Annotated in this window: 25 protein-coding genes; 13 read left to right on the top strand and 12 right to left on the bottom strand. The window is 69.2% G+C overall.

What is annotated here, in order from left to right:
• Positions 1–154: 154 nt before the first annotated feature.
• The 6 genes from garL to AVE30378_RS03465 all read right to left on the bottom strand — a co-directional run bounded on the left by garL (position 155) and on the right by AVE30378_RS03465 (position 6957).
• Positions 155–922, bottom strand: coding sequence for a 2-dehydro-3-deoxyglucarate aldolase (garL, locus tag AVE30378_RS03490; protein ID WP_129239383.1), 768 nt, complete (start codon positions 920–922; stop codon positions 155–157).
• Positions 923–1010: 88 nt separating this feature from the next.
• Positions 1011–2012 carry a Bug family tripartite tricarboxylate transporter substrate binding protein gene (locus AVE30378_RS03485; protein ID WP_129239382.1) on the bottom strand — a complete coding sequence of 334 codons (1002 nt, stop codon included), beginning with the start codon at positions 2010–2012 and terminating at the stop codon, positions 1011–1013.
• A gap of 194 nt (positions 2013–2206) precedes the next feature.
• Complete coding sequence (araD, locus tag AVE30378_RS03480) at positions 2207–3952, bottom strand: L-arabinonate dehydratase (RefSeq protein ID WP_129239381.1); 1746 nt, start codon at positions 3950–3952, stop codon at positions 2207–2209.
• A 30-nt stretch (positions 3953–3982) separates the two neighbouring features.
• On the bottom strand, positions 3983–5104 hold the full coding sequence (locus AVE30378_RS03475; RefSeq protein ID WP_129239380.1) for an Ldh family oxidoreductase: 1122 nt from the start codon (positions 5102–5104) through the stop codon (positions 3983–3985).
• A 43-nt stretch (positions 5105–5147) separates the two neighbouring features.
• Positions 5148–5852: a FadR/GntR family transcriptional regulator gene (locus AVE30378_RS03470; protein WP_165360076.1), complete on the bottom strand. Its 705-nt coding sequence runs from the start codon at positions 5850–5852 to the stop codon at positions 5148–5150.
• A gap of 175 nt (positions 5853–6027) precedes the next feature.
• Positions 6028–6957, bottom strand: a complete 930-nt coding sequence (locus AVE30378_RS03465) for a dihydrodipicolinate synthase family protein (protein WP_129239378.1) — start codon at positions 6955–6957, stop codon at positions 6028–6030.
• A 218-nt stretch (positions 6958–7175) separates the two neighbouring features.
• Here AVE30378_RS03465 and AVE30378_RS03460 point away from each other — a divergent pair, with 218 nt between their 5' ends.
• The 3 genes from AVE30378_RS03460 (at position 7176) to AVE30378_RS03450 (ending at position 10311) form a co-directional block, all read left to right on the top strand.
• Positions 7176–8183, top strand: coding sequence for a Bug family tripartite tricarboxylate transporter substrate binding protein (locus AVE30378_RS03460; RefSeq protein ID WP_129239377.1), 1008 nt, complete (start codon positions 7176–7178; stop codon positions 8181–8183).
• A gap of 76 nt (positions 8184–8259) precedes the next feature.
• Positions 8260–9246, top strand: coding sequence for a Bug family tripartite tricarboxylate transporter substrate binding protein (locus AVE30378_RS03455; RefSeq protein WP_129239376.1), 987 nt, complete (start codon positions 8260–8262; stop codon positions 9244–9246).
• A 102-nt stretch (positions 9247–9348) separates the two neighbouring features.
• Entirely contained in the window at positions 9349–10311 is a 963-nt protein-coding gene (locus tag AVE30378_RS03450) for a 2-hydroxyacid dehydrogenase (protein WP_129239375.1), read from the top strand.
• A gap of 162 nt (positions 10312–10473) precedes the next feature.
• Here the strand turns inward: AVE30378_RS03450 and AVE30378_RS03445 are convergent, their stop codons facing one another.
• The 3 genes from AVE30378_RS03445 to radA form a co-directional block, all read right to left on the bottom strand.
• Positions 10474–10713, bottom strand: a complete 240-nt coding sequence (locus AVE30378_RS03445) for a hypothetical protein (protein ID WP_129239374.1) — start codon at positions 10711–10713, stop codon at positions 10474–10476.
• Positions 10714–10885: 172 nt separating this feature from the next.
• A complete protein-coding gene (locus tag AVE30378_RS03440; protein ID WP_129239373.1) occupies positions 10886–11665 on the bottom strand; it encodes a sulfite exporter TauE/SafE family protein in 780 nt (259 codons plus the stop codon).
• Positions 11666–11754: 89 nt separating this feature from the next.
• Positions 11755–13116 (bottom strand): DNA repair protein RadA, encoded by a 1362-nt coding sequence (gene radA / locus AVE30378_RS03435; protein ID WP_129239372.1) that lies wholly within the window; start codon positions 13114–13116, stop codon positions 11755–11757.
• Positions 13117–13187: 71 nt separating this feature from the next.
• Between radA and AVE30378_RS03430 the strand changes: the two genes are divergently transcribed.
• The 3 genes from AVE30378_RS03430 to hpaR all read left to right on the top strand — a co-directional run bounded on the left by AVE30378_RS03430 (position 13188) and on the right by hpaR (position 14719).
• Complete coding sequence (locus AVE30378_RS03430; protein ID WP_129239371.1) at positions 13188–13409, top strand: hypothetical protein; 222 nt, start codon at positions 13188–13190, stop codon at positions 13407–13409.
• A 112-nt stretch (positions 13410–13521) separates the two neighbouring features.
• Positions 13522–14148 (top strand): hypothetical protein, encoded by a 627-nt coding sequence (locus AVE30378_RS03425; protein ID WP_129239370.1) that lies wholly within the window; start codon positions 13522–13524, stop codon positions 14146–14148.
• 106 nt (positions 14149–14254) lie between these two features.
• The gene (hpaR, locus tag AVE30378_RS03420; RefSeq protein ID WP_129239369.1) at positions 14255–14719 is read left to right on the top strand and encodes a homoprotocatechuate degradation operon regulator HpaR; all 465 of its coding nucleotides are present in this window, start codon (positions 14255–14257) and stop codon (positions 14717–14719) included.
• Here the strand turns inward: hpaR and hpaD are convergent, their stop codons facing one another.
• The gene (gene hpaD / locus AVE30378_RS03415; protein WP_129239368.1) at positions 14720–15571 is read right to left on the bottom strand and encodes a 3,4-dihydroxyphenylacetate 2,3-dioxygenase; all 852 of its coding nucleotides are present in this window, start codon (positions 15569–15571) and stop codon (positions 14720–14722) included. It lies immediately after the preceding gene.
• Positions 15572–15792: 221 nt separating this feature from the next.
• On the opposite strand from hpaD, the gene AVE30378_RS03410 reads away from it, so the two are divergent.
• The 4 genes from AVE30378_RS03410 to hpaI are packed head-to-tail and all read left to right on the top strand — an operon-like array spanning position 15793 to position 19250.
• Positions 15793–16842: a fumarylacetoacetate hydrolase family protein gene (locus tag AVE30378_RS03410; RefSeq protein WP_129239367.1), complete on the top strand. Its 1050-nt coding sequence runs from the start codon at positions 15793–15795 to the stop codon at positions 16840–16842.
• A gap of 16 nt (positions 16843–16858) precedes the next feature.
• Complete coding sequence (locus AVE30378_RS03405) at positions 16859–17608, top strand: fumarylacetoacetate hydrolase family protein (RefSeq protein WP_129239366.1); 750 nt, start codon at positions 16859–16861, stop codon at positions 17606–17608.
• 23 nt (positions 17609–17631) lie between these two features.
• Entirely contained in the window at positions 17632–18435 is an 804-nt protein-coding gene (hpaH, locus tag AVE30378_RS03400; RefSeq protein ID WP_129239365.1) for a 2-oxo-hept-4-ene-1,7-dioate hydratase, read from the top strand.
• Positions 18436–18449: 14 nt separating this feature from the next.
• The gene (hpaI, locus tag AVE30378_RS03395; protein WP_129239364.1) at positions 18450–19250 is read left to right on the top strand and encodes a 4-hydroxy-2-oxoheptanedioate aldolase; all 801 of its coding nucleotides are present in this window, start codon (positions 18450–18452) and stop codon (positions 19248–19250) included.
• 79 nt (positions 19251–19329) lie between these two features.
• Here the strand turns inward: hpaI and AVE30378_RS03390 are convergent, their stop codons facing one another.
• Complete coding sequence (locus tag AVE30378_RS03390) at positions 19330–20049, bottom strand: SDR family oxidoreductase (RefSeq protein WP_129239363.1); 720 nt, start codon at positions 20047–20049, stop codon at positions 19330–19332.
• A gap of 130 nt (positions 20050–20179) precedes the next feature.
• Positions 20180–21307 carry an alanine racemase gene (alr, locus tag AVE30378_RS03385; protein ID WP_129239362.1) on the bottom strand — a complete coding sequence of 376 codons (1128 nt, stop codon included), beginning with the start codon at positions 21305–21307 and terminating at the stop codon, positions 20180–20182.
• Positions 21308–21448: 141 nt separating this feature from the next.
• Here alr and hpnC point away from each other — a divergent pair, with 141 nt between their 5' ends.
• From hpnC to hpnE, 3 genes are read left to right on the top strand one after another with little or no spacing between them, the layout of a single operon-like run.
• Positions 21449–22279, top strand: coding sequence for a squalene synthase HpnC (gene hpnC, locus AVE30378_RS03380; RefSeq protein WP_129239361.1), 831 nt, complete (start codon positions 21449–21451; stop codon positions 22277–22279).
• 1 nt (position 22280) lies between these two features.
• On the top strand, positions 22281–23144 hold the full coding sequence (hpnD, locus tag AVE30378_RS03375; protein ID WP_129239360.1) for a presqualene diphosphate synthase HpnD: 864 nt from the start codon (positions 22281–22283) through the stop codon (positions 23142–23144).
• Positions 23141–24463 carry a hydroxysqualene dehydroxylase HpnE gene (gene hpnE / locus AVE30378_RS03370; RefSeq protein ID WP_129239359.1) on the top strand — a complete coding sequence of 441 codons (1323 nt, stop codon included), beginning with the start codon at positions 23141–23143 and terminating at the stop codon, positions 24461–24463. The genes hpnD and hpnE overlap by 4 nt, the downstream gene beginning before the upstream one ends.
• Positions 24464–24512: the final 49 nt, after the last annotated feature.

The following is a 24512-nucleotide window of genomic DNA, read 5'->3' as shown; positions in this document are numbered from 1 at the left end:
AGTCTTCCCGGGTGTCAGACACCGGCCTGCTTTGAAAGACTGTCAGATACTGCCGGTGTCAGACACCCGGGAAGAGGGTCTGGTGTTCGTAAGAGCTTCTCGTACGGGTGTCAGACACGTGGAGACGTGGCGCAGCCACGTGACGCCGGACCGCTCAGGTGGGAAAGGCCTCGCGCAAGGCGAAGGTCGCCTGCTTGAACACGCCGAGGTCGGTCCCTACCGCCACGAAGTGCATGCCCATGTCCAGGTAGCGCCGCGCATCCGCGTGCACCGGCGCCAGGATGCCCACGGCCTTGCCCTGGGCCGACACCCGCTGGTACAGGTGGCGGATGGCCTCCTGGACTTCGGGGTGGCCGGGATTGCCGATATGCCCGAGCGCCGCGGCCAGGTCGGACGGCCCGATGAATACGCCGTCCACCCCTTCCACCGATGCAATCTCGTCCACCGCGTCTATCCCCGGGCGGCTTTCGATCTGCAGCAGCACGCAGATGTTGTCGTTGATGGTGTGCAGGTAATCCGGCACCGTGCCATAACGGTTGCTGCGCTGGGCGCCCGCCACGCCGCGCATGCCCTGCGGCGGATAGCGCGTGGCGGCCACGGCCCGGCGCGCGTCGTCCTCGGACTCGATGAACGGAATCAACAGGTTGTAGAAACCGATATCCAGCAGCCGCTTGATCTCCACCGGATCGTTCCAGGACGGCCGCCCCACGGCGGCGCTGGCGCTGCCCTGCAGGGCCTGCAACTGCTGCAGGAACATCGGCACCTCGTTGGGCGAATGCTCGCCGTCCAGGAGCAGCCAGTCGAAGTCCGCCAGCCCCACGAGTTCGGCGGTGATATGGCTGGACATGCACATCCAGAAACCGATGAGCCGTTCGCGCGCCAGGATGCGTTGCCGGAAACGGTTGGGTAAGGGTGAATTCATTGCTGCCTTCGTATCAGGAAAAATAAGTTGCCATTCGTTGGGGGCGCCTGCCCCGGCCATCCGACAGCCGGGGAAGCGCCCCGCGGGATCAATCCAGTTTCGCGCCGGACGCCTTGGCCGCCTTGCCCCACTTGGCGATCTCGTTGTCCACAAAGGCCGAGAACGACTTCGGGTCGTCCGCGACCACCACGAAGCCCACGCTCTCCAGCTTCTGCCGAATTTCAGGCGAGGACAAGGCCTTCACCGTCGCCTGGTTCAACTTCTGGATCACGGCGGGCGGGGTCTTGGCGGGCGCGGACAGGCCGAACCACGACTCGGCCGAGAAGCCCGGAAAGCCCGATTCCGCCACGGTGGGCGTGTCGGGATAGGCCGGATTGCGCTTGGCGCTCGCCACGGCCAGGGCGCGCAGCTTGCCCGAGGTGACTTGCGGCAGCAGCGTGTCCTGGTTCAGGAACATTACCGAGACGCGGCCGCCGATCATGTCGGTGATGGCCGCCGCGCCGCCCTTGTAGGGCACGTGCACCAGGTCGATCTTGGCGTCCTGCTCCAGCATTTCCATGGCCAGATGGCCGGAGGAGCCGCTGCCCGAACTCGCGTGCGTGTACTTGCCCGGATTCTCGCGGACCAGTTTGATGAAGTCCGCGAAGGTCTTGCCCGGGAAGTCGTTGTTGGCCACCAGCACGTTGGGGCCCGTGGCCAGGAGCGAGACGTGCGCGAAATCGCTGTTGCGGTACGGCATGTTCTGGTAGACCGCGTAGCTGATGGCATTGGAGCCGACCCCCGACAGCAGCAGCGTATAGCCGTCGGGTTCCGCCTTGGCCACCACGTCGGAACCGATGTTGCCGTTGGCGCCGCCCTTGTTCTCGACGACCACGGTCTGGCCCAGTTCCTTGGACAGCTCGGCCGCCAGCAGGCGGCCCACGGAGTCCGTGCTGCCGCCCGCCGGGAAGGGCACGACCAGCTTCAACTGCCTGGCCGGCCAGGCGTCGGCCTGCGCCATCGAGGCGGCGGGCAGAAGGGCCAGCGCGCCTGCCGTCGCGGCGGCCAGGGCGATCAGGCGTCTGCGCGCCTTGGATGGGTTTTGATGCATGGTTGTCTCCTCTTTGTGGGTTCTTCTTGGATGGGGGGGTGTCAGACACCCGGGAAGCGTGTTTTGGACTTGTGGGGGTTTCTCGTACGGGTGTCAGACACTGGGGGCATCTTGGATGTTGAGGGTGTCAGACACCCGGGAAGCATGTTTTGGACTTGTGGGGGTTTCTCATACGGGTGTCAGACACTGGGGCATCAATGGATTTCGGGTTCGCCTGCGGCCGCGGCGCGCGTTTCGCTTTGGAGGAAATCGAAATCGCAGCCGGTGTCGGCCTGGCCGATGTGCTTCAGGTAGAGCACGCCGTAGCCGCGCTCGAAGCGCGGCGGCGGCGCCTGCCATGCGGCGCGGCGCGCGGCCAGCTCGGCTTCGGGCACCAGCAGTTCCAGTCGCCGGGCGGGCACGTCCAATGCGATGCGGTCGCCGTCCCGCACCAGCGCCAGCGGGCCGCCGACGTAGGCCTCGGGCGCCACGTGCAGCACACAGGCGCCGTAGCTGGTGCCGCTCATGCGCGCGTCCGAGATCCGCACCATGTCGCGCACGCCCTGCTTCAGCAGTTTCTGCGGGATCGGCAACTGCCCCCATTCCGGCATGCCGGGCGCGCCCTGCGGCCCGGCATTCTGCAGCACGATGACGCTGTCGGCGTCCACGTCCAGGTCCGGGTCGTCGATGCGCGCCGCCATGTCGTTGTAGTCCTTGAAGACCACGGCGCGGCCGGTGTGCACCTGCAGGCGCGCTTCCATCGCGGGCGGCTTGATCACCGCGCCGTCCGGCGCCAGGTTGCCCCGCAGCACCGCCAGGCCGTCGCGCTCGATCAGCGCCTGCGAGCGCGGCCGGATCACGTCTTCGTTGAAGATGCGCGCGCCGGCGATGTTCTCGCCCAGCGTGCGGCCGTCGACGGTGCGCTGCGCGGTGTCGAGCAGATCGCCCAACTGCACCAGCATCGCGCGCAAGCCCCCCGCGTAATAGAAGTCTTCCATCAGGTACTTGCCCGCCGGCCGCAGGTTGGCCAGCACCGGCGTCGTGCGCGCCAGGTGGTCGAACCGGTCCAGGTCCAGGTTGAAGCCGCTGCGGCGGGCCATGGCGATCAGGTGCACCACGGAATTGGTCGACCCCGACAGGGCCAGCACCGTGCGCACCGCGTTGTCGTAGGACGCGGCGGTCAGCAGGTCGGACGGTTTCAGGTCTTCCCACACCATCTCCACGATGCGCTTGCCCGTCAGGCTGGCCATCTGCGCATGCCGCGAATCCGGCGCCGGGATGGACGACGCGCCCGACAGGCACAGGCCCAGCGCCTCGACCGCGCCCGTCATGGTGGATGCGGTGCCCATGGTCATGCAGTGCCCGGGCGAACGCGCGATGCCGTCCTCCACGCCCTGCCAGTCTTCCTCGGTGATGTTGCCGGCACGCAGTTCCGCCCAGTACTTCCAGGTGTCCGAGCCCGAGCCCAGGGTGTTGCCGTTCCAGTTGCCGCGCAGCATGGGGCCGGCCGGCACGAAGATCGTCGGCAGGTCCATCGACACCGCGCCCATGATGAGCGCCGGCGTGGTCTTGTCGCAGCCGCCCATCAGCACACAGCCGTCCGCCGGATAGGAGCGCAGCAGTTCTTCCGTTTCCATCGCCAGCAGATTGCGGTAGAGCATGGTCGTGGGCTTCTGGAACGGCTCGGACAGGCTCATGGCCGGCATTTCCACCGGGAAGCCGCCCGCCTGCCAGATGCCACGCTTGACCTCTTCCACGCGCTGCTTGAAATGGCTGTGGCAGGGGTTGATGTCGCTCCAGGTGTTGATGATGGCGATGACGGGCTTGCCGGCGTAGTCCGAGCGGTGATAGCCCATCTGCGCGGTGCGCGAACGGTGGCCGAAGGACCGCAGGTCCTTGACGCCGTACCAGCGGTGGCTGCGCAGTTCCTCGGGTTTCTTGCGCTTGTCTGAATGGCTCATGTCTCGATGCCTCTGCTCTCGGGCGAGGGGTTATTGGAAATCAGGCGCGCCCAGCAGATAGGGCGTGCTCGCGCGTTCGCAAATGCCGCGCAGGCGCTGCGCCAGCGCGGCCGGAATGGGAATGCCCTGGCGCAGCCGGCGCGCGCGCTCGGCGGCCTCGGGCTCGCCCGCCACCAGCACCGGCTCGCCGGGATTCGCGGGCGGCGTGTCGTGCATGGCGTCGATCATGTCGTCCATGTCGGACTCGAACGACCCCGCCGCGCGGAAGGCGTCGGGATTGAGCGCCAGGAAGAAATGCCCCACGTCGTCGGGCTCGCCCGGCCGGCGGGTCGGCGCGCGCCGCGCCGCGAACGCGCTGCCGCTCAACGTGCCGCCCAGGATCTGCGCCATCATCGCCAGGCCGTAGCCCTTGTGGCTGCTCATGGCGCCGGTGCCGCCCAAGGGCGTCAGCCCGCCTTCGGGGTGCTCGAAGATGAATTGCATGGCGGCGGCCGCGTCGGTCACCGCGCCGCCCTGGCCGTCCACCGCCCAGCCCGGCGGCAGCGGCTTGTCCAGGAAGTCGTACACCTTGACCTTGTTGGCCGCGACGGTGGTGGTCGCCATGTCCAGCAGGAAGGGCTCGTTATAGGCCGCCGGCGCGCCGAAGGCGATGGGATTGGTCCCCAGCATGGGCATGGCGCCCCGCGTGGGCACCATGATCACGCCGTTGGCGCTGCTGGCCACCAGCCCCACCGCGCCCCGTTCGACGGCGATGCGCGCATAAATGCCGGCCGCGCCGAAGTGATGCGAATTGCACACCGACACCGCGCCCACGCCGTGCTCCAGCGCCTTGTCGACGGCCAGGTGCATGGCCTGCGCGGCGACCGGATAGCCCAGCCCGCCCATGCCGTCGATCAGCGCGCTGGCGCCGCCGTCGCGCACGATCCGCGCGCGCGCCTCCAGCCGCAGGGATCCGGCGCGCCATTTTTCCTCGTAGGCTGGCAGCATCGAAATGCCGTGCGAATCGATGCCCAGCAGGTCGGTCCGCGCCATCAGGCCGGCGGTGACGTGCGCCAGGTCCTGCGCCATGCCCCATGCCATCAGCACCTGCAGGATCTGTTCGCGGACCTGCTCCACCGGCACGTCCGTCGCTGTCGCTCCATTGCCTCGCACTCTGTTGTCTCCTGTCGTGGTTCGCGGGCCGCGGCGCGCGGGATCAGTCGCGGTTCCGGTCCACCAGCCGGTGGCGGGCCTGGCCCAGGTGGAATTGCATCGCGACGCGGGCGCGCTCGCTGTCCTGCTCGCGGATGGCGTCCAGGATCGCGGCGTGCTCGTCCACCACCCGCTGCGCGCGCTGGCGCGAACCGGTGCGGGTGAGGTTCAGGGTCAGCCGCATGAAGCCGCTGATGGATTCGTGGATGCTCTCCAGCACGCCCAGGTAGAAATCGTTGCCGCTGGCTTCGGCGATGCTGGCGTGGAACGCCAGGTCCGCCTCGGCCGATACCTGGCCGCGCGCCAGGCTGTCGGCGAAGGCGGCGTGCGCGTCCTCGATCTTCCTGAGCTGCTCGTCCGTGCGGCGCAGCGCCGCCAGGCGCGCGGCGTCGCCCTCCAGCGCCACGCGGACCTCCTGCGCCCGCAGGTAGGCGCTGACGTTCTGCACGTCGTTGAAGGTCTTCAGGCGCGGCGCGGGCTGATGGCTGACGAAAGTGCCCAGCCCCTGGTGCGCGGTGATCAGGCCGTCGGCGCGCAGGCGCAGCAGCGCTTCGCGCACGACCGGGCGCGACACGCCGAACCGTTCGGATATTTCGTTTTCGGAGGGCAGCTTGTCGCCGACGTTCAGTCCGCCGGACACGATCTGCTCGAAGATCTGCCCGTAGAGCTGGTCCGCCAGCCGCACCCGGTGCCCGCGTTCGAGCACCAGCGCGCCATGCGCGTCCGGTTCGGCAGGCGCCTGGGGCGCGGGCGGGGGCGATGCTTTGGGTCGGGCCACGGAACCTCCTCGATACTGGGGCCTGTTCACAGAGGCGGAACAGCGCCCATCGTACCGTCAATGCGCAAGGCGATGCGCATGCCCGGGTCCGCCGCGCGGCGCATGCTCACGCCGCCGCGGCTTCCCGGTCCCACGCGGCCAGGGCGCGCGCGGCCGGCGCCACGCGTTCGCGCTCGGCGCTGGACAAGCCCGTCAGCAGCGGCAGCATCGGCCCCATGTCCGCCACGCCCGACAGGGTCACCGCGTCGTGCAGCACGCGGATCGGGCTGATGCCGTCGCGGCAATCCTCCAGCGGCAGGTATTTTCCCCGCACCGCCTCGGCCTCTTCGTAGCGGCCGTCGCGCAGCAGATGCAGCAGGCGCATCGACCCGCGCGGCGCCACGCAGACGGAACCGGACGTGAAACTCTTCAGGCCGAAGCCGCGGTAGTGGGCGATGGCCGGACGTTCGCCGATGCCGCTGACGATCCAGCGCGCATCCACGGCCTGCAGCAGGGACGACAGATACGCGTCGCGCGACGGGTCGTCGCGCACGACCGCATACTTGAACGCCACGATGCGGCCTTCCTCGATCAGGCGCGCCGCCGTGGCCGGCGCCAGGTAATCGGCCGATTTCAGATAGACCACCGCGGGCTTGCCCAGCGCGTCCGTGAACCGGCGCACGCCCTCGGCCAGCCCCGCGTCGGTGTAGGGGAAGGACATGGGCAGCAGCATGGCCGTGGGAAACGCGCGCGAACGCAGGATCGCCGCCTGGTCCATCATCTTGCCGTAGTCGGGTCCCACCGAAGGCAGGATCCAGGTGTCCTCGCCCGCCATCCCGGCCAGCATGTCGACGATGCGCGCGTATTCGCTCACGGCCACGTTATAGAAATTGGCGTTGCCGCCATACATCACGTTGCGCACGCCGCCGGCTTCCAGGTGGCCGAGCAGGGCCTTGTTGGCCTCCACGTTCAGGGACAGGTCGTCGCGGCGCGCCAGCGGCGGCACCGCGATGACCGAACGCTGCAGATCCTGCGCGGTGACCGGGGAAGTTTTCATGGGCGGCTCCTGGCTGACCCGGGGGTCGGATGGCTGGGGTTCAAAAAGTATACTTGGTTGACAAGCATAAGCTCAATACATATATTTGTTTTACAAGTACCGGCAGCACGAACGCAAAGCGCCGCGGAGGTTCCGCGGCTTGTGGGCCTCGGGCGATGCCAGGGGCGGAATACCCATCAACGATGCGCGGCCACGCGCACACCGAGGAGACGAATTCCATGCATGCAGCCCCTGTGCGAGGCCGGTCCGCCGCGGCCGCCCTGTTTGCCGCCGCCCTGGCCGCCGCCGTCCTGCCGGCCGCGCCGGCCCAGGCCGATTACCCGGAACGCGAGGTCCGGATCATCGTGCCCTTCCCCGCGGGCGGCACGACCGACATCGCGGCGCGCGTCGTCGCCGCGGAACTGGGCAAGGCCTGGAACAAGCCCGTCGTGGTCGACAACAAGGCGGGCGCCGGTGGCAACGTCGGCACGGCCGAGGCGGCGCGCGCCGCGCCGGACGGCTACACCCTGCTGATGGGCACGGTCAGCACGCACGCGATCAATCAGTCGGTCTACGCCAAGCTGCCTTACGATCCGGTCAAGGACTTCGTGCCGGTGACGCTCGTCATCCCCGTGCCGAACATCCTGGAACTGAATCCCCAGTTCGCCGACCGGCACGGCATCCGCAATGTCGCCGACCTGATCGGCTACCTGAAGGCCAATCCGGACAGCGTCAACATGGCGTCCACCGGCAACGGCACGTCCACGCACCTGTCCGGCGAGCTGTTCCAGAACATGACGGGCACGCGCATGACGCACGTGCCCTACAAGGGCAGCAGCCCCGCGCTGACCGACGTGATGGCGGGCTCCGCCGACCTGATCTTCGACAACCTGCCCTCCTCCATGGGCTTTCTCAAAAGCGGCAAGCTGCGCCCGCTGGCCGTCACGGGCGCCCAGCGCTCCCCCGCCCTGCCCGACGTGCCCACCATGGCGGAGGCCGGCGTGGCGGGCTACGACGCGTCCAGTTGGTTCGGCCTGCTGGCGCCCGCGGGCACGCCGCCGGCGGTGGTGGACAAGGTCCAGCGCGACGTGGCGGCCGCGCTGCGGCTCCCGGCCGTGCGCGCGCAGTTGCAGGCGCAGGGCGCCACGCCGTCCGGCAATACCCCAGGTGAATTCAAGCAGTTCATGGCGCGGGAAACCGCCAAGTGGGCTGAGGTCGTGAAGAAATCGGGCGCCAAGGTCGATTGACCAAGCGCCGATCCGGGCCCGTCCGCAACGCGTGGGCGGCGGGCCCATCACATCATCGCGCGAACCTGGAGACACCATGAACAGACTACTGAGCGCCGTCGCCGCGGCGGCCGTCGCGGCGGCGGGCGCCGCCCTGCCCGGCGGGCCGGCCGCGCACGCGGCCGGCTATCCCGACAAGCCCGTCACGATGATCGTTCCCTTCGTCCCTGGCGGTTCATCCGACATCACCGCGCGGTCGGTCACGCCCGCGCTCACGAAGCTGCTGGGCCAGACCTTCGTGGTCGAGAACAAGCCCGGCGCGAACAGCGCGATCGGCGCGCAGGCGCTGGCGCGCGCCACGCCGGACGGCTACACCATGATGGTGGGCTCGATCGGCACCTTCGCCATCAACGAAGCCCTGTACAAGACCCTGTCCTACAACCCCAGCAAGGACTTCGAATACCTGACGCAGGCGGTGCGCAATCCCAATGTGCTCGTGGCCGCGCCCAACTTCCCCGCCGCCACCGTCGCCGAACTGGTGGACTACGCCAGGAAAAATCCGGGCAAGGTGTCGTACGCCTCGTCCGGCACGGGCTCTTCCGACCACCTGTCGGCGGTGCTGTTCCGGCAGCGCACGCAGAGCACGGGGGTGGACGTGCCCTACCGCGGCGGCGGCGCGGCGATCGCCGACCTGATCGGCGGGCAGGTCAACGTGTCGTTCCAGAACCTGGGCGCGGTCCAGACCCACATCAAGGCGGGCAAGCTCAAGGCGCTGGCGATCACCGGCGAAGCGCGCGCGGCCGACCTGCCCGGCGTGCCGACCCTGGCGGAAGCCGGCATCGAGGACATGGTGGTGTATTCCTGGCAAGGCTTCGCCGTGCCCAAGGGCACCCCGGCGCCCGTGGTCCAGCAGTTGTCCAAGGCGCTGCAGGCCTCCCTGCGCGAGCCCCAGACGGAGAAGACGCTGCAAGGGCTGGGCTTCGAGGTCGTGGCGAACACGCCGCAGCAGTTCAGCGCCTTCCAGCAGGCCGAGGTCAAGCGCTGGAAGGACGTCATCAAGCAGGCCGGCATCCAGTTGGAGTAAGCCCGGAAGCCGCGCGCCGGGATGCCTTCCGAGGGCATTCCCGGCCTGCTTCGCGACCGGATCAAGTAGCATCGGTATTTTGCCACCCACGTGTACGACAACATGACCACCAAGCATCGCATCATCCAGGTCGGCTCGCTGGCCGGTTCCCCCTCCGCCAACAAGAACCTCGCCGACCGCTACGACGTCGTCGAGCTGTGGAAGTACCCGGACCGCAAGGCCGCGCTGGCCGAGCACGGCAAGGGCATCGCCGCGGTCGTCACCTCCGCCAACTACGGCGCCGACGCCGACCTCATCAACGCCCTGCCCGACCTGAAAGCCATCTGCAGTTGGGGCGTGGGCTACGAAACCATCGACATCCAGGCCGCCAAGCAGCGCGGCGTGCAGGTCAGCAACACGCCCGACGTGCTGACCGACTGCGTGGCGGACCTGGCCTGGGGTCTGCTGATCGCCGGCGCCCGCCGCATGGGCCAGGGCGAACGCTTCGTGCGCGCGGGCCTGTGGGGCAAGGGCCAGGTGCACGGCAGCATCCCGCTGGGCCTGCGCGTCAGCGGCAAGAAACTGGGCATCGTGGGCCTGGGCCGCATCGGCGACGCCATCGCGCGCCGCGGCGCGGGCTTCGACATGGACATCCGCTACCACAACCGCCGCAAGCGCGACGACGTGCAGTACGGCTATGAGGCCTCGCTCACGGATCTGGCCAAGTGGGCGGACTTCCTCATCGTGGCGACGGTCGGCGGCCCCGGCACGCGCCACCTGGTCAACCAGGAAGTGCTCGAGGCGCTCGGTCCCACCGGCATCATCGTCAACATCGCGCGCGGCCCCGTGATCGACGAAGCCGCGCTGGTCGCCGCGCTGCAGGCCGGCAAGCTGGGCTGCGCCGCGCTCGACGTGTTCGAGCACGAGCCCAAGGTGCCCGAAGCCCTGGCCACGAGCGACAACGCCGTGGTCCTGCCGCACATCGGCAGCGCCACGCTGGAGACGCGCCTGAGCATGGAGAACCTGATGCTGGACAACCTGCAGGCGTACTTCGACACCGGCCGCGTGATCACGCCGGCGGAGTAGGCGCGCCGCCCCCCGGCGGCCCTGCACCGCCTGGCCGCCCGAACGGAAAGCCCATGAAAAAGCCTCTCGGCGCCCATACCGAGAGGCTTTCGACTTTCCGGCCCCCGCGGGAACCGGCAGTCGTTTTGCGCAAAGGAACCCGGGCCTCGCGGCCCGCCGCGATTACTTGGCCGGCGTCGCGGCGCCGGACTTATCCATCTTCGCGGCCCCGCCCGACTTCCCCGCCTCGTGCTTGGCGGAGGTTTTGTCGGACTTGTGATGCTTGTGCTGCGCGTGGGTCTTGGTATCGCCCGTCTTGCCCGAGGCATCGGCGCCGGCCGCGAACGCGCTAGGCGCGGCGGCAAGACCGAGGCACAGGGCCGAGGTGGACAGGAACGCAGCAATACGGGAGTGAGTCGTCATTTCATGAACTCCTGAATGTATAAAGGCGTGGGCCTTTCTCCGACACGGGGCGGCGACATCGCCGCTTGACCCGTATCCGGTTGGAGCACGGCCCCTTCAGAAGGTTCAGCGCGGAACCAGAAATTTTCGGCCGCTAACGGTTCGACATGGGTTCGAAATGACTTCGCAAGCATCAGCGCTCGAATGCCAGCAGCGCGACGGTCGCGAAGAGCATGAGCGCGAAGCAGGCTCTCAGCTTGCGTTCAGGAAGCCGGTACGCAAGCTTGACGCCCACCGGCACGAAGAGCAGGCTGCCGGCCGCCAGCGGCGCGCCCACCAGCCAGTCGGCCTGGCCCGCCCAGCTATAGGTGATCAGCGCGATCGTGGAGCCGGGTATCACCATGCTCAGGGCCAGCGCCTGCGCGGCGGTCTGCGACAGGCGGAACACGGTGGTGATGATGGGCACGGCCAGCACGGCTCCGCCCACTCCGAAGAAGCCGCCCAGCGTGCCGCACAGGATGCCCAGCACGCTGGCCCGGCGCGGCGTGAAGACCGGCGCTTCGCGCCTGGCCGCCGGCTTGCGCGCGGCGGCGGGACGCGACGCGCGCCAGGTCTGCCACACGTAGAAGAGCGCGATGAAGAACAGGAACACCGCGAAGCTGCGGCGCAGGACGCTGGAATCGATGCCCAGCGCCAGCCGCGCGCCCACCCAGGTGAACACCACGGCGCCGGCCGCGCCCGCCAGCGCCACGCGCTTGTCGATGCGCACCTGCTGGTTGTACTTGCGCACCGCCATCATGATGGTGGGCAGCACCATGATGAGCGCGGTGCCCTGTGCCAGTTGCTGCGACATGCCCATCAGCAGCACCAGCGCGGGAATCGCGATCAGGCCGCCGCCGATGCCCAGCGCGCCGCCCATGAAACCGATCAGGCCTCCGGCCGCCAGGCAGGCGGCGATGACTAACAGACTCAAGTCTTGCTCCAGCAGGCCCGTCCGGTCCGGGCGGGCAATCAGAATACGGATGTTCGAAGCGTCGCCGCGGGCCCTGCCGGGCCGCCGCGTCAGCGCAATTTGTCCAGCGCGGCGTCCAGCCGGTCCACGGCCCAGATCTCCAGGCCCTCGATGGGCTGGCGCGGCGCGTTGGCCTTCGGGATCAGGGCGACCGAGAAGCCCAGTTTGGCCGCTTCGCGCAGGCGTTCCTGTCCGCGCGGCGCGGGCCGGATTTCACCGGCCAGGCCGACTTCGCCGAAGGCGATCAGGCCGCGCGGCAGCGGCTTGTCGCGCAGCGAGGACATGATGGCCAGCAGCACCGGCAGGTCGGCCGCCGGCTCCGTGATGCGCACGCCGCCCACCGCATTGACGAAAACGTCCTGGTCGAACGTGGACACGCCCGCGTGCCGGTGCAGCACGGCCAGCAGCATCGCCAGCCGGTTGCCTTCCAGGCCGACGGTCAGCCGGCGCGGGTTGGGCGCGTGCGAGGAGTCCACCAGCGCCTGGATTTCCACCAGCAGCGGCCGGGTGCCCTCCTGCGTGGCCATCACGCAGGAGCCGGCCACCTGCTGCTCGTGCTGCGACAGGAACAGGGCCGACGGATTGGCCACGCCGCGCAGCCCGCGGTCCGTCATGGCGAAGACGCCCAGTTCGTTGACCGCGCCGAAGCGGTTCTTGAAGGCGCGCACCAGGCGGAACGACGAATGCGTGTCGCCCTCGAAATACAGCACGGTGTCCACGATGTGTTCGAGCACGCGCGGCCCGGCCAGCGCGCCGTCCTTGGTGACGTGGCCGATCATGACGATGGCGATGCCCGTCTGCTTGGCCAGGCGCGTAAGCTGCGCCGCGCATTCGCGCACCTGCGACACCGAACCCGGCGCCGCGCTCAGTTCGCCGCTGTACAGCGTCTGGATGGAGTCGATGACCGCCACGGTGGGTTTCTGCTCGGACACGGCGGCCTGGATGGCTTCCAGCCGGATTTCGGCCAGCAGGTTGACGTTGCCGGTCTGCAGGCCCAGGCGCCGCGCGCGCAGCGCCACCTGCTCGGCGGATTCCTCGCCGGTGACGTACAGCACGCTGGTGGTCGCGGACAGGGACGCCAGCGCCTGCAACAACAGCGTCGACTTGCCTATCCCCGGGTCGCCGCCGATCAGCACGACGGCGCCGGCCACCAGGCCGCCGCCCAGCACGCGGTCGAATTCATCCAGCCCGGTGGGCTGGCGCGGCGTTTCGCGGGCCTCGATCTCGGACAGGCTGCGCACCGGGCTGCTCGAGGCCAGCGGCGCGTAGCGGTGGGCGGACGCGGCGGACGCCGAGGACTCCACCGTCTCTTCGAGCGTGTTCCAGGCGTTGCAGTGCGGGCATTTGCCCTGCCACTTGGGGGTGGTGCCGCCGCAATCGGCGCACACGTATACGGTTCGGGATTTGGCCATGCGCGAAAGTGTACCGGCATCCCCGCGCGGCCGCCCGGCCGCGCGCGCGGGCAATGCGCGGGGCGCGGCGCATGAAGCTGTCATTCCGCTTTCAGAAACAGGACGAGGCGAAGCCGCACGATGCAAAGCCGAGAAATTTCCTGCCGGATTTTTTCAAATCGCGCATAATCGGCAGGTGCAGCGCATTGTCGAACCGCCCGGTCCAGGGCGGCATACCCGAAGCCGTACGCCCCACGGGCGCGGCGGCGGGAATCGCGGCGCATTCACCCGCGGCTTTCCAGGAAGCCGCCTGAACCGGAACAGGACCCGAACTGCGACGAGACCGCCGGACGAACCGGCGCGGCGCATGCGGAGGTCAAACGCGGATGCGCCCTGCCACCAGGCGCATGCGCGAGGAGTACGCGCATGAGCATTACCTACCGCCCCCCTTTCGACGAAGACGATGAACGGGATCTGCGCGCCCTGTACCGCCGGCCCGGCCCCGCGGCCACTCCCGAGCTGGACGCGGCGGTGCGCCGCAACTGGCATCCCGGCCATAGCTGGCACCCGGGCTGGGGCGCCGCCGCCTGCGCCGCGATGGTCGTCGGCCTGTTCGCATGGACCGACATGCGCGAAGCGCAACAGGACCTGGCCGACCAGGCCGCGCAGTTGATCGCTCCGCACGAATCCGAAACGAGCCAGGCGCCGCCCGCCTCCGCCCCGTCCGCCCAGCCCGAAGCCCCGGCCCCGCAGGCCGCGCCCGCCATCCAGCGCGAGGCCGCCGCGCCCGCTTCCCAGGCCGTCCCGGCACAGGAAGCGCCGCCCGCGGCCGCCCGGCAGGCGGCCGAGGCGCCGCAAGCCGAGGCCGCCCCCGCCGAGGCGGCGCCGTTCGGCGAACAGGACATCGAGGCCCGCGTGGCCCAGATCCGTTCCCTGATGCAGGCCGACCAGCAGGACGACGCCGTGCAGGCGCTGCGCGAATTGCAGCAGGGCGCCCCCGACCTGACCCTGCCCGACGATCTGCAGGAACTGGCCGACCAGAACCCCGCCTGAACGCCCCATCCGGCCCCGACAACGGACCCGCGCCTTGCGGGTCCGTGGGCCGGACACGCGGCGCGGCCCGTCCAGGAATCGCCCGGCTTCTTGCTAACATACCCGCATGAGCCCGAGCTTCCACCACCGCAATCTTCCCCACCTGCTGCTGTACGCGCGCGAAACGCTGATGGCGCATTTCCGCCCCATCCTGCACGCGGCGGGCGTTACCGAACAACAATGGCGGGTATTGCGCACCTTGAGCGAAGTGGGCGCCATGGAACCCAACCAGATCGCGCGCAGTTGCCAGATCCTCAGCCCCAGCCTCACCCGCATGCTGGCCGGCATGCAGGAACAGGGCCTGATCAAGCGCGTGCGTTCCAGCTCCGACCAGCGGCGCCAGGAAATCTCGCTCACGCCCAAGAGCAACAAGCTGATCGACGGCATGCGCCCGCAAGTGGACGCGAAGTACCTGGAGATCGAGGCCAGGATCGGCAAGGAACTGCTGGAACGCCTGTATCGCGACGTGGACGCGATGGTCGACCTGATCAAGCGCGACGCCGACGCGCCGCGCGGCCCCGAAGAGGCCTGATCAGGCCGGCACCGGAAAGATCGCGTTGATCTGTCCCGTGCCGGAACTGGCGAAGTAGTCGGTGACGATCTCCACCGGCCTGTCGTACCCGTCCCAGCCCAGCAGGCCCAGCAGCATGGCGGTATCGTGCATGCCGCCCTCGCCCACGCACAGTTCGGCGTAGTCGGGCAGCATGGCGCAGAACGTCTTCCAGTCCCCCTGCCGCCACAGTTCCACCACGCGCAGGTCCACCTGCCGGAAGAACTCGCGGCTGATCTGGTGAATCGCGGCCTCGGGGCTGCCGTTGTCGTTGAAGCGGTGCGACAGCGAGCCGCTGGCCATCACCGCCACGCGGCCGTCGCCCGCCTCGATGGCCTGGCGCAGCGCGGCGCCGAAGCGCCGGCTTTCGTCCAGCGCGTGCCAGGCGCACCACGCCGCGACGGACACCACGTTGAAGCGGCCGTCGCCGTTCATGTAGCGCATCGGCACCAGCGTGCCGTATTCCAGTTCCAGGCTGTCGATTTCGTGCGACCTCGTGCCCACGCCGGCCGCGTTCGCGCACTCGGCGATGCGCCGCCCCAACTGCGGATTGCCGCCGTAGGCGTAATCCATGTCCTTGATGAAATGCGGCAGTTCGTTGCTGGTGTAGCGGCCCTTGAAGCCGGCGTTGCAGTTGATGTGATAGCCGGCGTTGACCAGCCAGTGCACGTCCAGCACGACGATGGTGTCCACGTCCAGGTCGCGGCACCGCTGGCCGATGACGCGGTGCCCCTGGATGGCGGCTTCCCGGCAGCCCTGGTGCTTGCCGGGAAGCTCCGACAGATACATGGACGGCACATGTGTCACCTTGGCCGCCAGCGCGAGCTTGCCCATGATGGTTGTCTCCTCGTTCTTGTGGATTCGGGCGGTTCCCTGGCGGCGGATCGCGCCGGAACGCTCCGGAAAAATTTAATTAACACGTTAACGTTATGCCGGCCGAACCGGCCTGTCAACGCCGGGAAACCCCGAACCGGCGCCCTCCTTTCCCGCATTGTCGCGCCGGCGTTTTTTCATTATTATAGTTAACATGATAATTACTTTGTGCGGAGCGGGCCATGCCCCATATCTGGATTGAGTATTCGGGCAACCTGGCCCTGGATACGCGCGCGCTGATGCGGACGGTGCAGGACGCCGCCGTGGGCGACGGCAGCCTGTTTCCGCTGGCGGGCGCGCGCACCCGCGCGGTGCGCGTGGACGACTACCTGATCGTCGACGGCCACCCGGACAACGCCTTCGTCCACGCGGTGCTGCGCATCGGCCACGGCCGCAGCGACGAGCAAAAAGCCGCGCTGGGCGCGCGCGTGTTCCAGGCGCTGAACGAGGCGCTGGCGCCGCAGGCGGCCGCGCGCCCGCTGGGCATTTCCCTGCAGATCGAAGAAGCCGATCCGGTGCTGAACTACAAGTTCAACAACTACCGCGGCTACCTGGCGGCGCGCGCCGCGGCGGCGGCCGTGCCCTGGCCCCGGACGGTGGTGGGCGCGGCGCTGAACGCGCGCGAGGCGCTGGCCGCGCTGGGCGACGCCGTGGACGCCGCTCCCTACAAGGGCGCCCCCAAGGCGCCGGTGCTGTACATCAAGCCCGCCAACACCTATGCGCAGGACGGCGCCACCATCGTCCTGCCGGCCGACGTCGATGAAGTGGAAGTGGGCGCCTGCCTGGGCGTGGTGTTCGCCCGCCGCGCCACCCGCGTCGACGAGGCCGAGGCGCTGGACTACGTGGCGGGCTATCGCGTCGTGGCCGACCTGTCCGTGCCGCACGCAAGCTACTTCCGCCCCGCGCTCAAGCAGAAGTGCCGCGACGGCTTCTGCCCCATCGGCCGGGAACTCGCGCCCGCCGCCGCGGTCGCCAACCCCGACGCGCTGGACATCGAAGTGCGCATCGACGGCGAGGTGGCGCAGCGCGCCAGCACGGCCGGCCTGATCCGGCCGGTGGCCCGGCTGATCGCCGACGTCACGCAGTTCATGAGCCTGGAGGCCGGCGACATCCTGCTGGTCGGCGCTCCGCAAGGCGCGCCGCGCGCGCGCGCCGGCCAGCGCTACGACATCAGCATTTCGCAGGTGGGCACGCTGGGCAACGCGCTGGCGGCCCGCCGCGCCGCCCCGTGACCGAAGGAACCCCGCCATGAAACATGCCCGCATTTCCCTGGACGGCGCCATCCACGCCGCGACCGAAGCCGGCCCCGGCCGGATCCGCCTGGCCGACGGCCGCGAACTGCCCGAGGACGCGGTGGCGTGGCTGCCGCCCATCGAGCCCCGCACGACCTTCACGCTGGCCATCAACTACGCCGACCACGCCAAGGAATTGGCGTTCAAGGCGCCCGAAGAGCCGCTGGGCTTCCTGAAGGCGGCCAACACCTTCATCGGCCACCGCGCGCAGACCTTGCGCCCCGCCGACGTCGCCTTCATGCACTATGAATGCGAACTGGCGGTGGTGATCGGCAAGACCGCGAGCAAGGTCGGCCGCGGCCAGGCCTACGACTACGTGGCCGGCTACACGGTGGCCAACGACTACGCGCTGCGCGACTACCTCGAAAACTGGTACCGCCCCAATCTGCGCGTGAAAAGCCGCGACACCTGCACGCCGCTGGGCCCGTGGCTGGTGGACCGGGACGACGTGCCCGACCCCATGAACCTGAACCTGCGCACCACCGTCAACGGCGTCGAGACCCAGCGCGGCAATACCCGCGACATGGTGTTCGACGTGCCCGCGCTGATCGAATATTTCAGCAGCTTCATGACGCTGTCGCCCGGCGACCTGATCCTGACCGGCACGCCCGACGGCATCGTCAACGTCCAGCCCGGCGACGAGGTCGTGACCGAAATCGAAGGCATCGGACGGCTGGTCAACACGCTGGTCCCCTTCCCGTCTTGAATCCGCATCCACCAGGAATCCGCATGCTGGACACCCACACCGTGCGCGCCATCGCCGCGCGCCTGCACGACGCCGAACGCACCCGCCGGCAGATCCGCCAGATCTCGCTGGAACATCCCGACATCGGCATCGCCGACGCCTATGCCATCCAGCGCGCCTGGATGGACATCAAGCTCGCCGAGGGGCGCATCAAGCGCGGACACAAGATCGGGTTGACCTCGCGCGCCATGCAGCAGGCCTCGCAAATCGAAGAGCCCGACTTCGGCATGCTGCTGGACGACATGTTCTTCGACGACGGCGCCGACATACCCGCCGGCCGCTTCATCCTGCCGCGGCTGGAGGTCGAGCTGGCCTTCGTGCTGGGCAAGCGCCTGCAAGGCCCCGGCGTCACGCTGTTCCAGGTGTACGACGCGGTCGACTACGTGGTCCCGGCGCTGGAAATCATCGACGCGCGTTCGCACGGCATCGACCCCGACACCAAGCGCCCCCGCAAGGTATTCGACACCATCGCGGACAACGCCGCCAACGCGGGCGTGGTGATGGGCGGACGGCCCGTGAAGATCGGCGAACTGGACCTGCGCTGGATCGGCGCCATCCTGTCGCGCAACGCCGTCATCGAGGAAACGGGCGTGGCCGCCGGCGTCTTGAACCATCCCGCGAATGGCGTAGTATGGCTGGCTAACAAGCTGGCCGCCCACGGCGTGGCGCTGGAGGCGGGAGAGATCGTCCTGTCGGGTTCCTTCACCCGGCCGGTGGCCGCCCGCCCCGGCGATACCTTCAACGTCGACTACGGCGCGCTGGGCTCCGTCAATTGCCATTTCATTTGAGCGACCCGTCGTCCATGGACCTCCTGACCAACACCTTCAAACGCGCCCTGCAAGCCGGCAAGCCCCAGATCGGCCTGTGGGCGGGCCTGTGCAGCGCCTATTCCATCGAGATCGTCGCCGGCGCCGGCTTCGACTGGCTGGTGATCGACGGCGAGCACGCGCCCAACACCTTGCAGACCACGCTGGCGCAACTGCAATCGGTGGCCGCCTACCCCGTGGCCCCGGTGGTGCGGCCCGCCTGGAACGATGCGGTCCAGATCAAGCAGATCCTGGACGCGGGCGCGCAGACGGTACTGGTGCCCATGGTGCAATCCGCCGAGGAAGCCGCGGCCGCCGTCGCCGCGGTGCGCTATCCGCCGCAGGGCATCCGCGGCGTGGGCAGCGCGCTGGCGCGCTCGTCGCGCTGGAACCGCATCCCCGACTACCTGCAGCGCGCCAACGACCAGATGTGCGTGCTGGTGCAGATCGAGACCCCGCGCGGCGTCGACGCGCTGGAAGAGATCCTGGCCGTGGACGGGGTGGACGGCGCCTTCATCGGGCCGGCCGACCTGTCGGCCAACATGGGCTACCTGGGCCAGCCGGACCACCCTGAAGTGACCCGCGCGATCGACGACGCCATCCAGCGCATCGTCCGTTCCGGCAAGGCGGCCGGCATCCTGCACAGCGGCGTCGAACAGGCCAGGCACTACCTGTCGCTGGGCGCCAGCTTCGTGGCCGTGGGCGTCGACGCCATCCTGCTGGCGCGCGCCGCGGAACGGCTGGCGGGCCAGTTCAAGGACATCGCCGCGCCGGCGGCCTCGAAAGGCCCCTACTGATCGCCGGGCGGCGCTACGCCGCCCCAAGAAACGCCCGCAGGGCGGCATTGAACAAGGGCGCGCTGCAGAAAGCAGGGCCCTAGGAACGCCCGCCCAGGCTGCCGCCCCCGTCCACGCCCAGCACCTGGCCGGTGATGAAGCCGGCGTCGTCGGACAGCAGGAAGGCGATCGCGGCCGCCACCTCGGCGGGCGTGCCCAGCCGCTTCATGGGCACGGAGGCCAGGGCGCGCTTTTCGGCGTCGCTGCCCGCGGGCCGCGTGGCGCGGAACATTTCCGTTTCGATCGGGCCGGGCGCGACCGCGTTGGCGGTGACGCCGTACTCGGCGAGTTCCAGCGCCCAGCTACGGGTGCAGCCCACCAGCGCGCTCTTGGCGGCCGAATAGGCGGTGCGGTCCAGGCCGCCATGGATGGCGCGGCTGACCACGTTGACGATGCGGCCGGCGCGGCGCACCTTCATGGATTCGATGAAGGCCTGGGTGACCTGCACGGCCACGCGCACGTTCAGGTCGAGCACGTTGTACAGGGTGGCCAGGTCGATTTCGCCCAGGGGCTGGGGCGACACGATGCCGACATTGTTGACCACGGCGTCGACCGGGAATTTCTCGCGGATTTCGCGCAGCACTTCTTCGGTGCGGCCGGCGTCGGCGAGGTCACAGGCATAGAGATAGCCGGGGAAGTCCACGTCGGTGGTGTTGCGCGCGATGCCCACCACGTGACAGCCCATGTCGGACAGCCGCTGAGTAAGGGCCCAGCCTATGCCTTTGGTGGCGCCCGTGATGAGCACGCATTTGTCCTTCATGGGTTGAAACCTCGTAGTCTGGTTCTTGGTCAAAAACGGGCGCTAGAGCGCCCGGTTTTCCAAGTAGACACCATCCGGCGCCATCTGTCTTGCAAATTGCGCAGCAATTCTTGCACGCCGGACGGACGGCTCAGACGTCGCGCGCGACCGGGACGCGCGGCGCCAGGGCGCACAGAAGTTCGTAGCCGATGGTGCCGGCGGCCTGGGCCACTTCGTCCACGGACGGGCCGTCCTCGCCCCAGAGCGAGACGGGCGCGCCCACGCCGGCGGCGGGGACGGGCCCCAGATCGACGATCAGCATGTCCATGGACACGCGGCCCAGCAACTGGGTGCGGATGCCGGCCACCACCACCGGCGTGCCGGTCGCGGCGTGGCGGGGATAGCCGTCGGCGTAGCCGCAGGCCACGATGCCGATGCGCATGGAGCGGTCGGCGCGGAAAATGGCGCCGTAGCCGACCGAATCGCCCGCCTTGAGTTCCTGCACGGCGATGATTTCCGAGCGCAGCGACATGGCCGGCTTCAGGCCGAAGGAAGCGGCCTCGGCGTCGGCGAACGGCGAGGCGCCGTAGAGGCAGATGCCGGGACGCACCCAGTGCGCCTGCGTTTCCGAGCCGACGGCGATCTCGGCGAAGCGCAGCGCGGCCGCCGAGTTGCAGACGCTGATCGCGCCCGGCATCTTATGCGTCACCGAATTGAACACGCCCAGTTGTTCGTTCACGCCCTGGGGCCCGTCGGCGCAGGCGAAATGGGTCATCTTGCCCACGGAGCCCAGGGTGCCCTGCTGTTGCAGCAGCATGGCGCGTTCGTGCGCCGCGGCATAGGCCGCCGGGCTGAAGCCCAGCCGGTTCATGCCGCTGTTGAGCTTGAGCATGATGTCCACGCGGCGCGACAGGCGCGCCCGCGCCAGCATGTCCAGTTGTTCGCGGTTGTGCACCGTGGCGCTCAGGTGGTAGCGGTCGACGATGTCCAGGTCGGACGGGTTGAAAAACCCTTCCAGCAGCAGGATCGGCCCGCCCCAGCCCGCCTCGCGGCAGCGCACGGCTTCGTCCAGGTCCAGCATCGCCAGCCCCTGCGCCTTCGAGAAGCCGGCCACCGCCTGTTCGATGCCGTGGCCGTAGGCGTTGGCCTTGATGACCGCCCAGATCGAAGGCGGAAGCCCCGACGCGGCGGCGGCGGTCTGGTCGAGATGGCGGCGCACGGCGGCAAGGTTGTGCGCGAGGGCGGAAACGGAGACGGAGGCTGAAATTGGGCGCGGCATGATGTGCAATCCTGTGGCGCTTAAGTCTAACTGATCCGCGCCCTCGCGGCATTGCGCCGCGCCAGGGAAAACGGCCGAGGCCCGTTCACCTTAAAATGGGCTGGTCAGGGTCCTTCGGGGCCGCAACCGCGCAGCCGCTTTATGTCCATCGATCACTACGAGAACTTCCCCGTCGCCTCGCTGCTGCTGCCGCGCAGGCTGCGCCGCGCCGTGACCGATATCTACCGGTTCGCCCGCGCCGCGGACGACATCGCCGACGAAGGCAGCGCCACCGACGAGGAACGGCTGAGCCAGTTGGCCGCCTTCCGCGCCGAACTGCACCGCATCGGCGCCGAGCCCGGCACGACGCCCGAGCCCGGCTCGCCCGAGCTGGCCGGCATCTTCGTGCCGCTGGCGGCCACGATCGCCCGCCACCAGTTGCCGATCACGCCCTTCTACGACCTGCTGTCCGCCTTCGAGCAGGACATCGGCGTCAAGCGCTACGAAGACTACGACACCCTGGCCGATTACTGCACCCGCTCCGCCAATCCGGTCGGCCGGCTGATGCTGCATCTGTTCGAAGCCACCAACCCCCAGAACGTGAGCGAGGCCGACGCCATCTGCACCGGCCTGCAGTTGGTGAACTTCTGGCAGGACGTGCGGGTGGACTGGCACAAGCACCGCGTCTACCTGCCGCAGGAAGACCTGCGCCGCCACGGCGTGACCGACGAGGACCTGGCCGCCTGCCGGCTGACGCCCGCGTGGCGCGACCTGATGGCGTTCGAGGTCGAGCGCGCCCGGGCGCTGCTACACTTCGGCGCTCCGCTGGCGCGCCGCCTGCCGGGCCGCATGGGCCTGGAGCTGCGCCTGGTGGTGCAAGGCGGGCTGCGCGTGCTGGAGCGTATCGAGGCGAGCGGCTACGATGTATTCATGAATCGCCCCGAATTGGGCGCCAAAGACTGGGCCATCATGTTGTGGCGCGCAATTACCTGATATGACCCCTGACGAATACTGCCAGGAAAAAGCCGCCAAAAGCGGTTCCAGCTTCTACTACGCCTTCCTGTTCCTGCCGCCCGAACGCCGGCGCGCCATCACGGCGCTGTATGCCTATTGCCGGGAGGTCGACGACGTCGTGGACGAATGCACCGACCCGTCGCTGGCCCGCGTCAAGCTGGCCTGGTGGCGCACGCAGATCGACCAGATGTACGACGGCAAGCCGGACCATCCCGTGACGCGCGCCCTGCAGCCGCACCTCGAAAGCTGTTCGATCACGCGCGAACGCCTGCAGGCCGTGGTCGACGGCATGGAAATGGACCTGGACCAGACCCGCTACCTGGACTGGCCCGGCCTGCGCAAGTATTGCTGGCACGCGGCGGGCGTGGTGGGCGAGCTGTCCGCCGGCGTCTTCGGCTACTCCGACCCCAAGACCCTGGTCTACGCGGAGAAGCTCGGCTTGGCGTTCCAGATGACGAACATCATCCGCGACGTGGGCGACGACGCCCGCCGCGGCCGCATCTACCTGCCCGTCAACGACATGCAGCAGTTCGAGGTCAAGGCCTCGGACATCCTGAACGGCGAATACTCCGACCGCTTCAGCGCGCTGATGAAGTTCCAGGCCGACCGCGCCCGCGGCCTGTACCGCGAAGCGATGAGCAATCTGCCCGAGGCCGACCGCCGTTCGCAGCGGCCCGGCCTGATGATGGCCGCCATCTATCACGCGCTGCTCGATGAGATCGAGCGCGACGACTGGCAGGTGCTGCACCAGCGGATCTCGCTCACGCCCCTGCGCAAGCTGTGGCTGGCCTGGAAGACCTGGGTGGGCGGCGGACGCGGACTCGTCCGCCGGTTGACGCGGTGAAGGCCGCGGTCGTCGGCGCGGGCTGGGCCGGCCTGGCGGCCAGCGTCGCCCTGCGCGAAGCGGGCGCCAAGGTCACGGTGTTCGAAGCCGGCCATACGCCCGGCGGGCGCGCCCGGCGCGTCTTCCACACCGAATTCGACTCGCCGCTGGACAACGGCCAGCACCTGCTGTCGGGCGCCTACACGCACACGCTGGCGCTGATGCGCCGGGTGGGCCGCAACCCGGACGCCCTGCTGATGCGCCGCCCGCTGCGGCTGGCCAGCCTGGACGGCCGCTTCCACCTGTCCGCCCCGCGCCTGCCCGCGCCGCTGCACATGGCCGTCGCCATCCTGCGCGCCCGCGGCCTGTCCTGGGCCGACCGCCTGGCCACCCTGCGCCTCATGCGCGGGCTGAAGGCCATGTCCTGGACGCCGCCGCGCGGCTGGACCGTGCAGCATCTGCTGCACTATCACGGGCAATCGGACGCGCTGGTCCGGCAGCTCTGGGAACCGCTGTGCCTGGCCGCGCTGAATACGCCGCTGGCCACCGCCAGCGCCGCGCTGTTCGCCCGCGTGCTGCGCGACAGCCTGGCGGGCAGCCGCGAGGACAGCGACCTGCTGCTGCCCTGCACCGACCTGTCGGCGCTGTGGCCGGACGCCGCCGCCCGCCAGGTCACCATGCGCTACGGCAACACGGTGCGCCAGATACGCCCGTCGGCCGAAGGCATCGACATCAACCAGGAACGCTTCGACGCGGCGGTGCTGGCGGTGCCCCCGGCCTTCGCGGCCCGGCTGCTGGACGCGCCGCTGCGCGAAGCCGGCGCCACGGGCCTGCTGGGGGCATTGAAGGCCTTCGACTACCTGCCCATCGCCACGCTCAACCTGCGCCTGGCGGAGCCCTGGCGCCTGCCCGAGCCCATGATGATGCTGCGCGAGGAGTCCGCCCGGGGCCACGTGGGCCAATGGGTGTTCGACCGCGCGCAACTGGCCGGCGACACCAAGGCGGGCGAACTGGCCGTGGTGGCCAGCGTCGCCACCGGCATCGCGGACCGCAACCGCCAGCAGACCATCGAGGCGCTGATCGACCAGGTGGCCGAACAGGCCTCGCGCCATCCCGCGCGCCTGCCTTCCATGCCGGAAGTGGCGGCGGCGGAACTGTTCATCGAAAAGCGCGCGACCTTCGCGGCGGTGCCGGGCCTGACCCGTCCGCTGAATTCCACGCCCTGGCCCACGCTGGCGCTTGCCGGCGACTGGACCGACACGGGCTACCCCGGCGTGCTGGAAGGCGCGGTGCGCAGCGGCCTGCAGGCCGCGCGCGTGCTGAATCCCCGCGCGGACTGACGCGGCAAGGGCGGGCATCCGCGCCCGCCGCCGTCCGCAAACCCGCGCG

This window comes from Achromobacter veterisilvae (assembly GCF_900496975.1).
GTDB classification, from domain to species: Bacteria; Pseudomonadota; Gammaproteobacteria; order Burkholderiales; family Burkholderiaceae_B; genus Achromobacter; species Achromobacter veterisilvae.
This window is presented reverse-complemented; position numbering and strand designations above follow the sequence as displayed.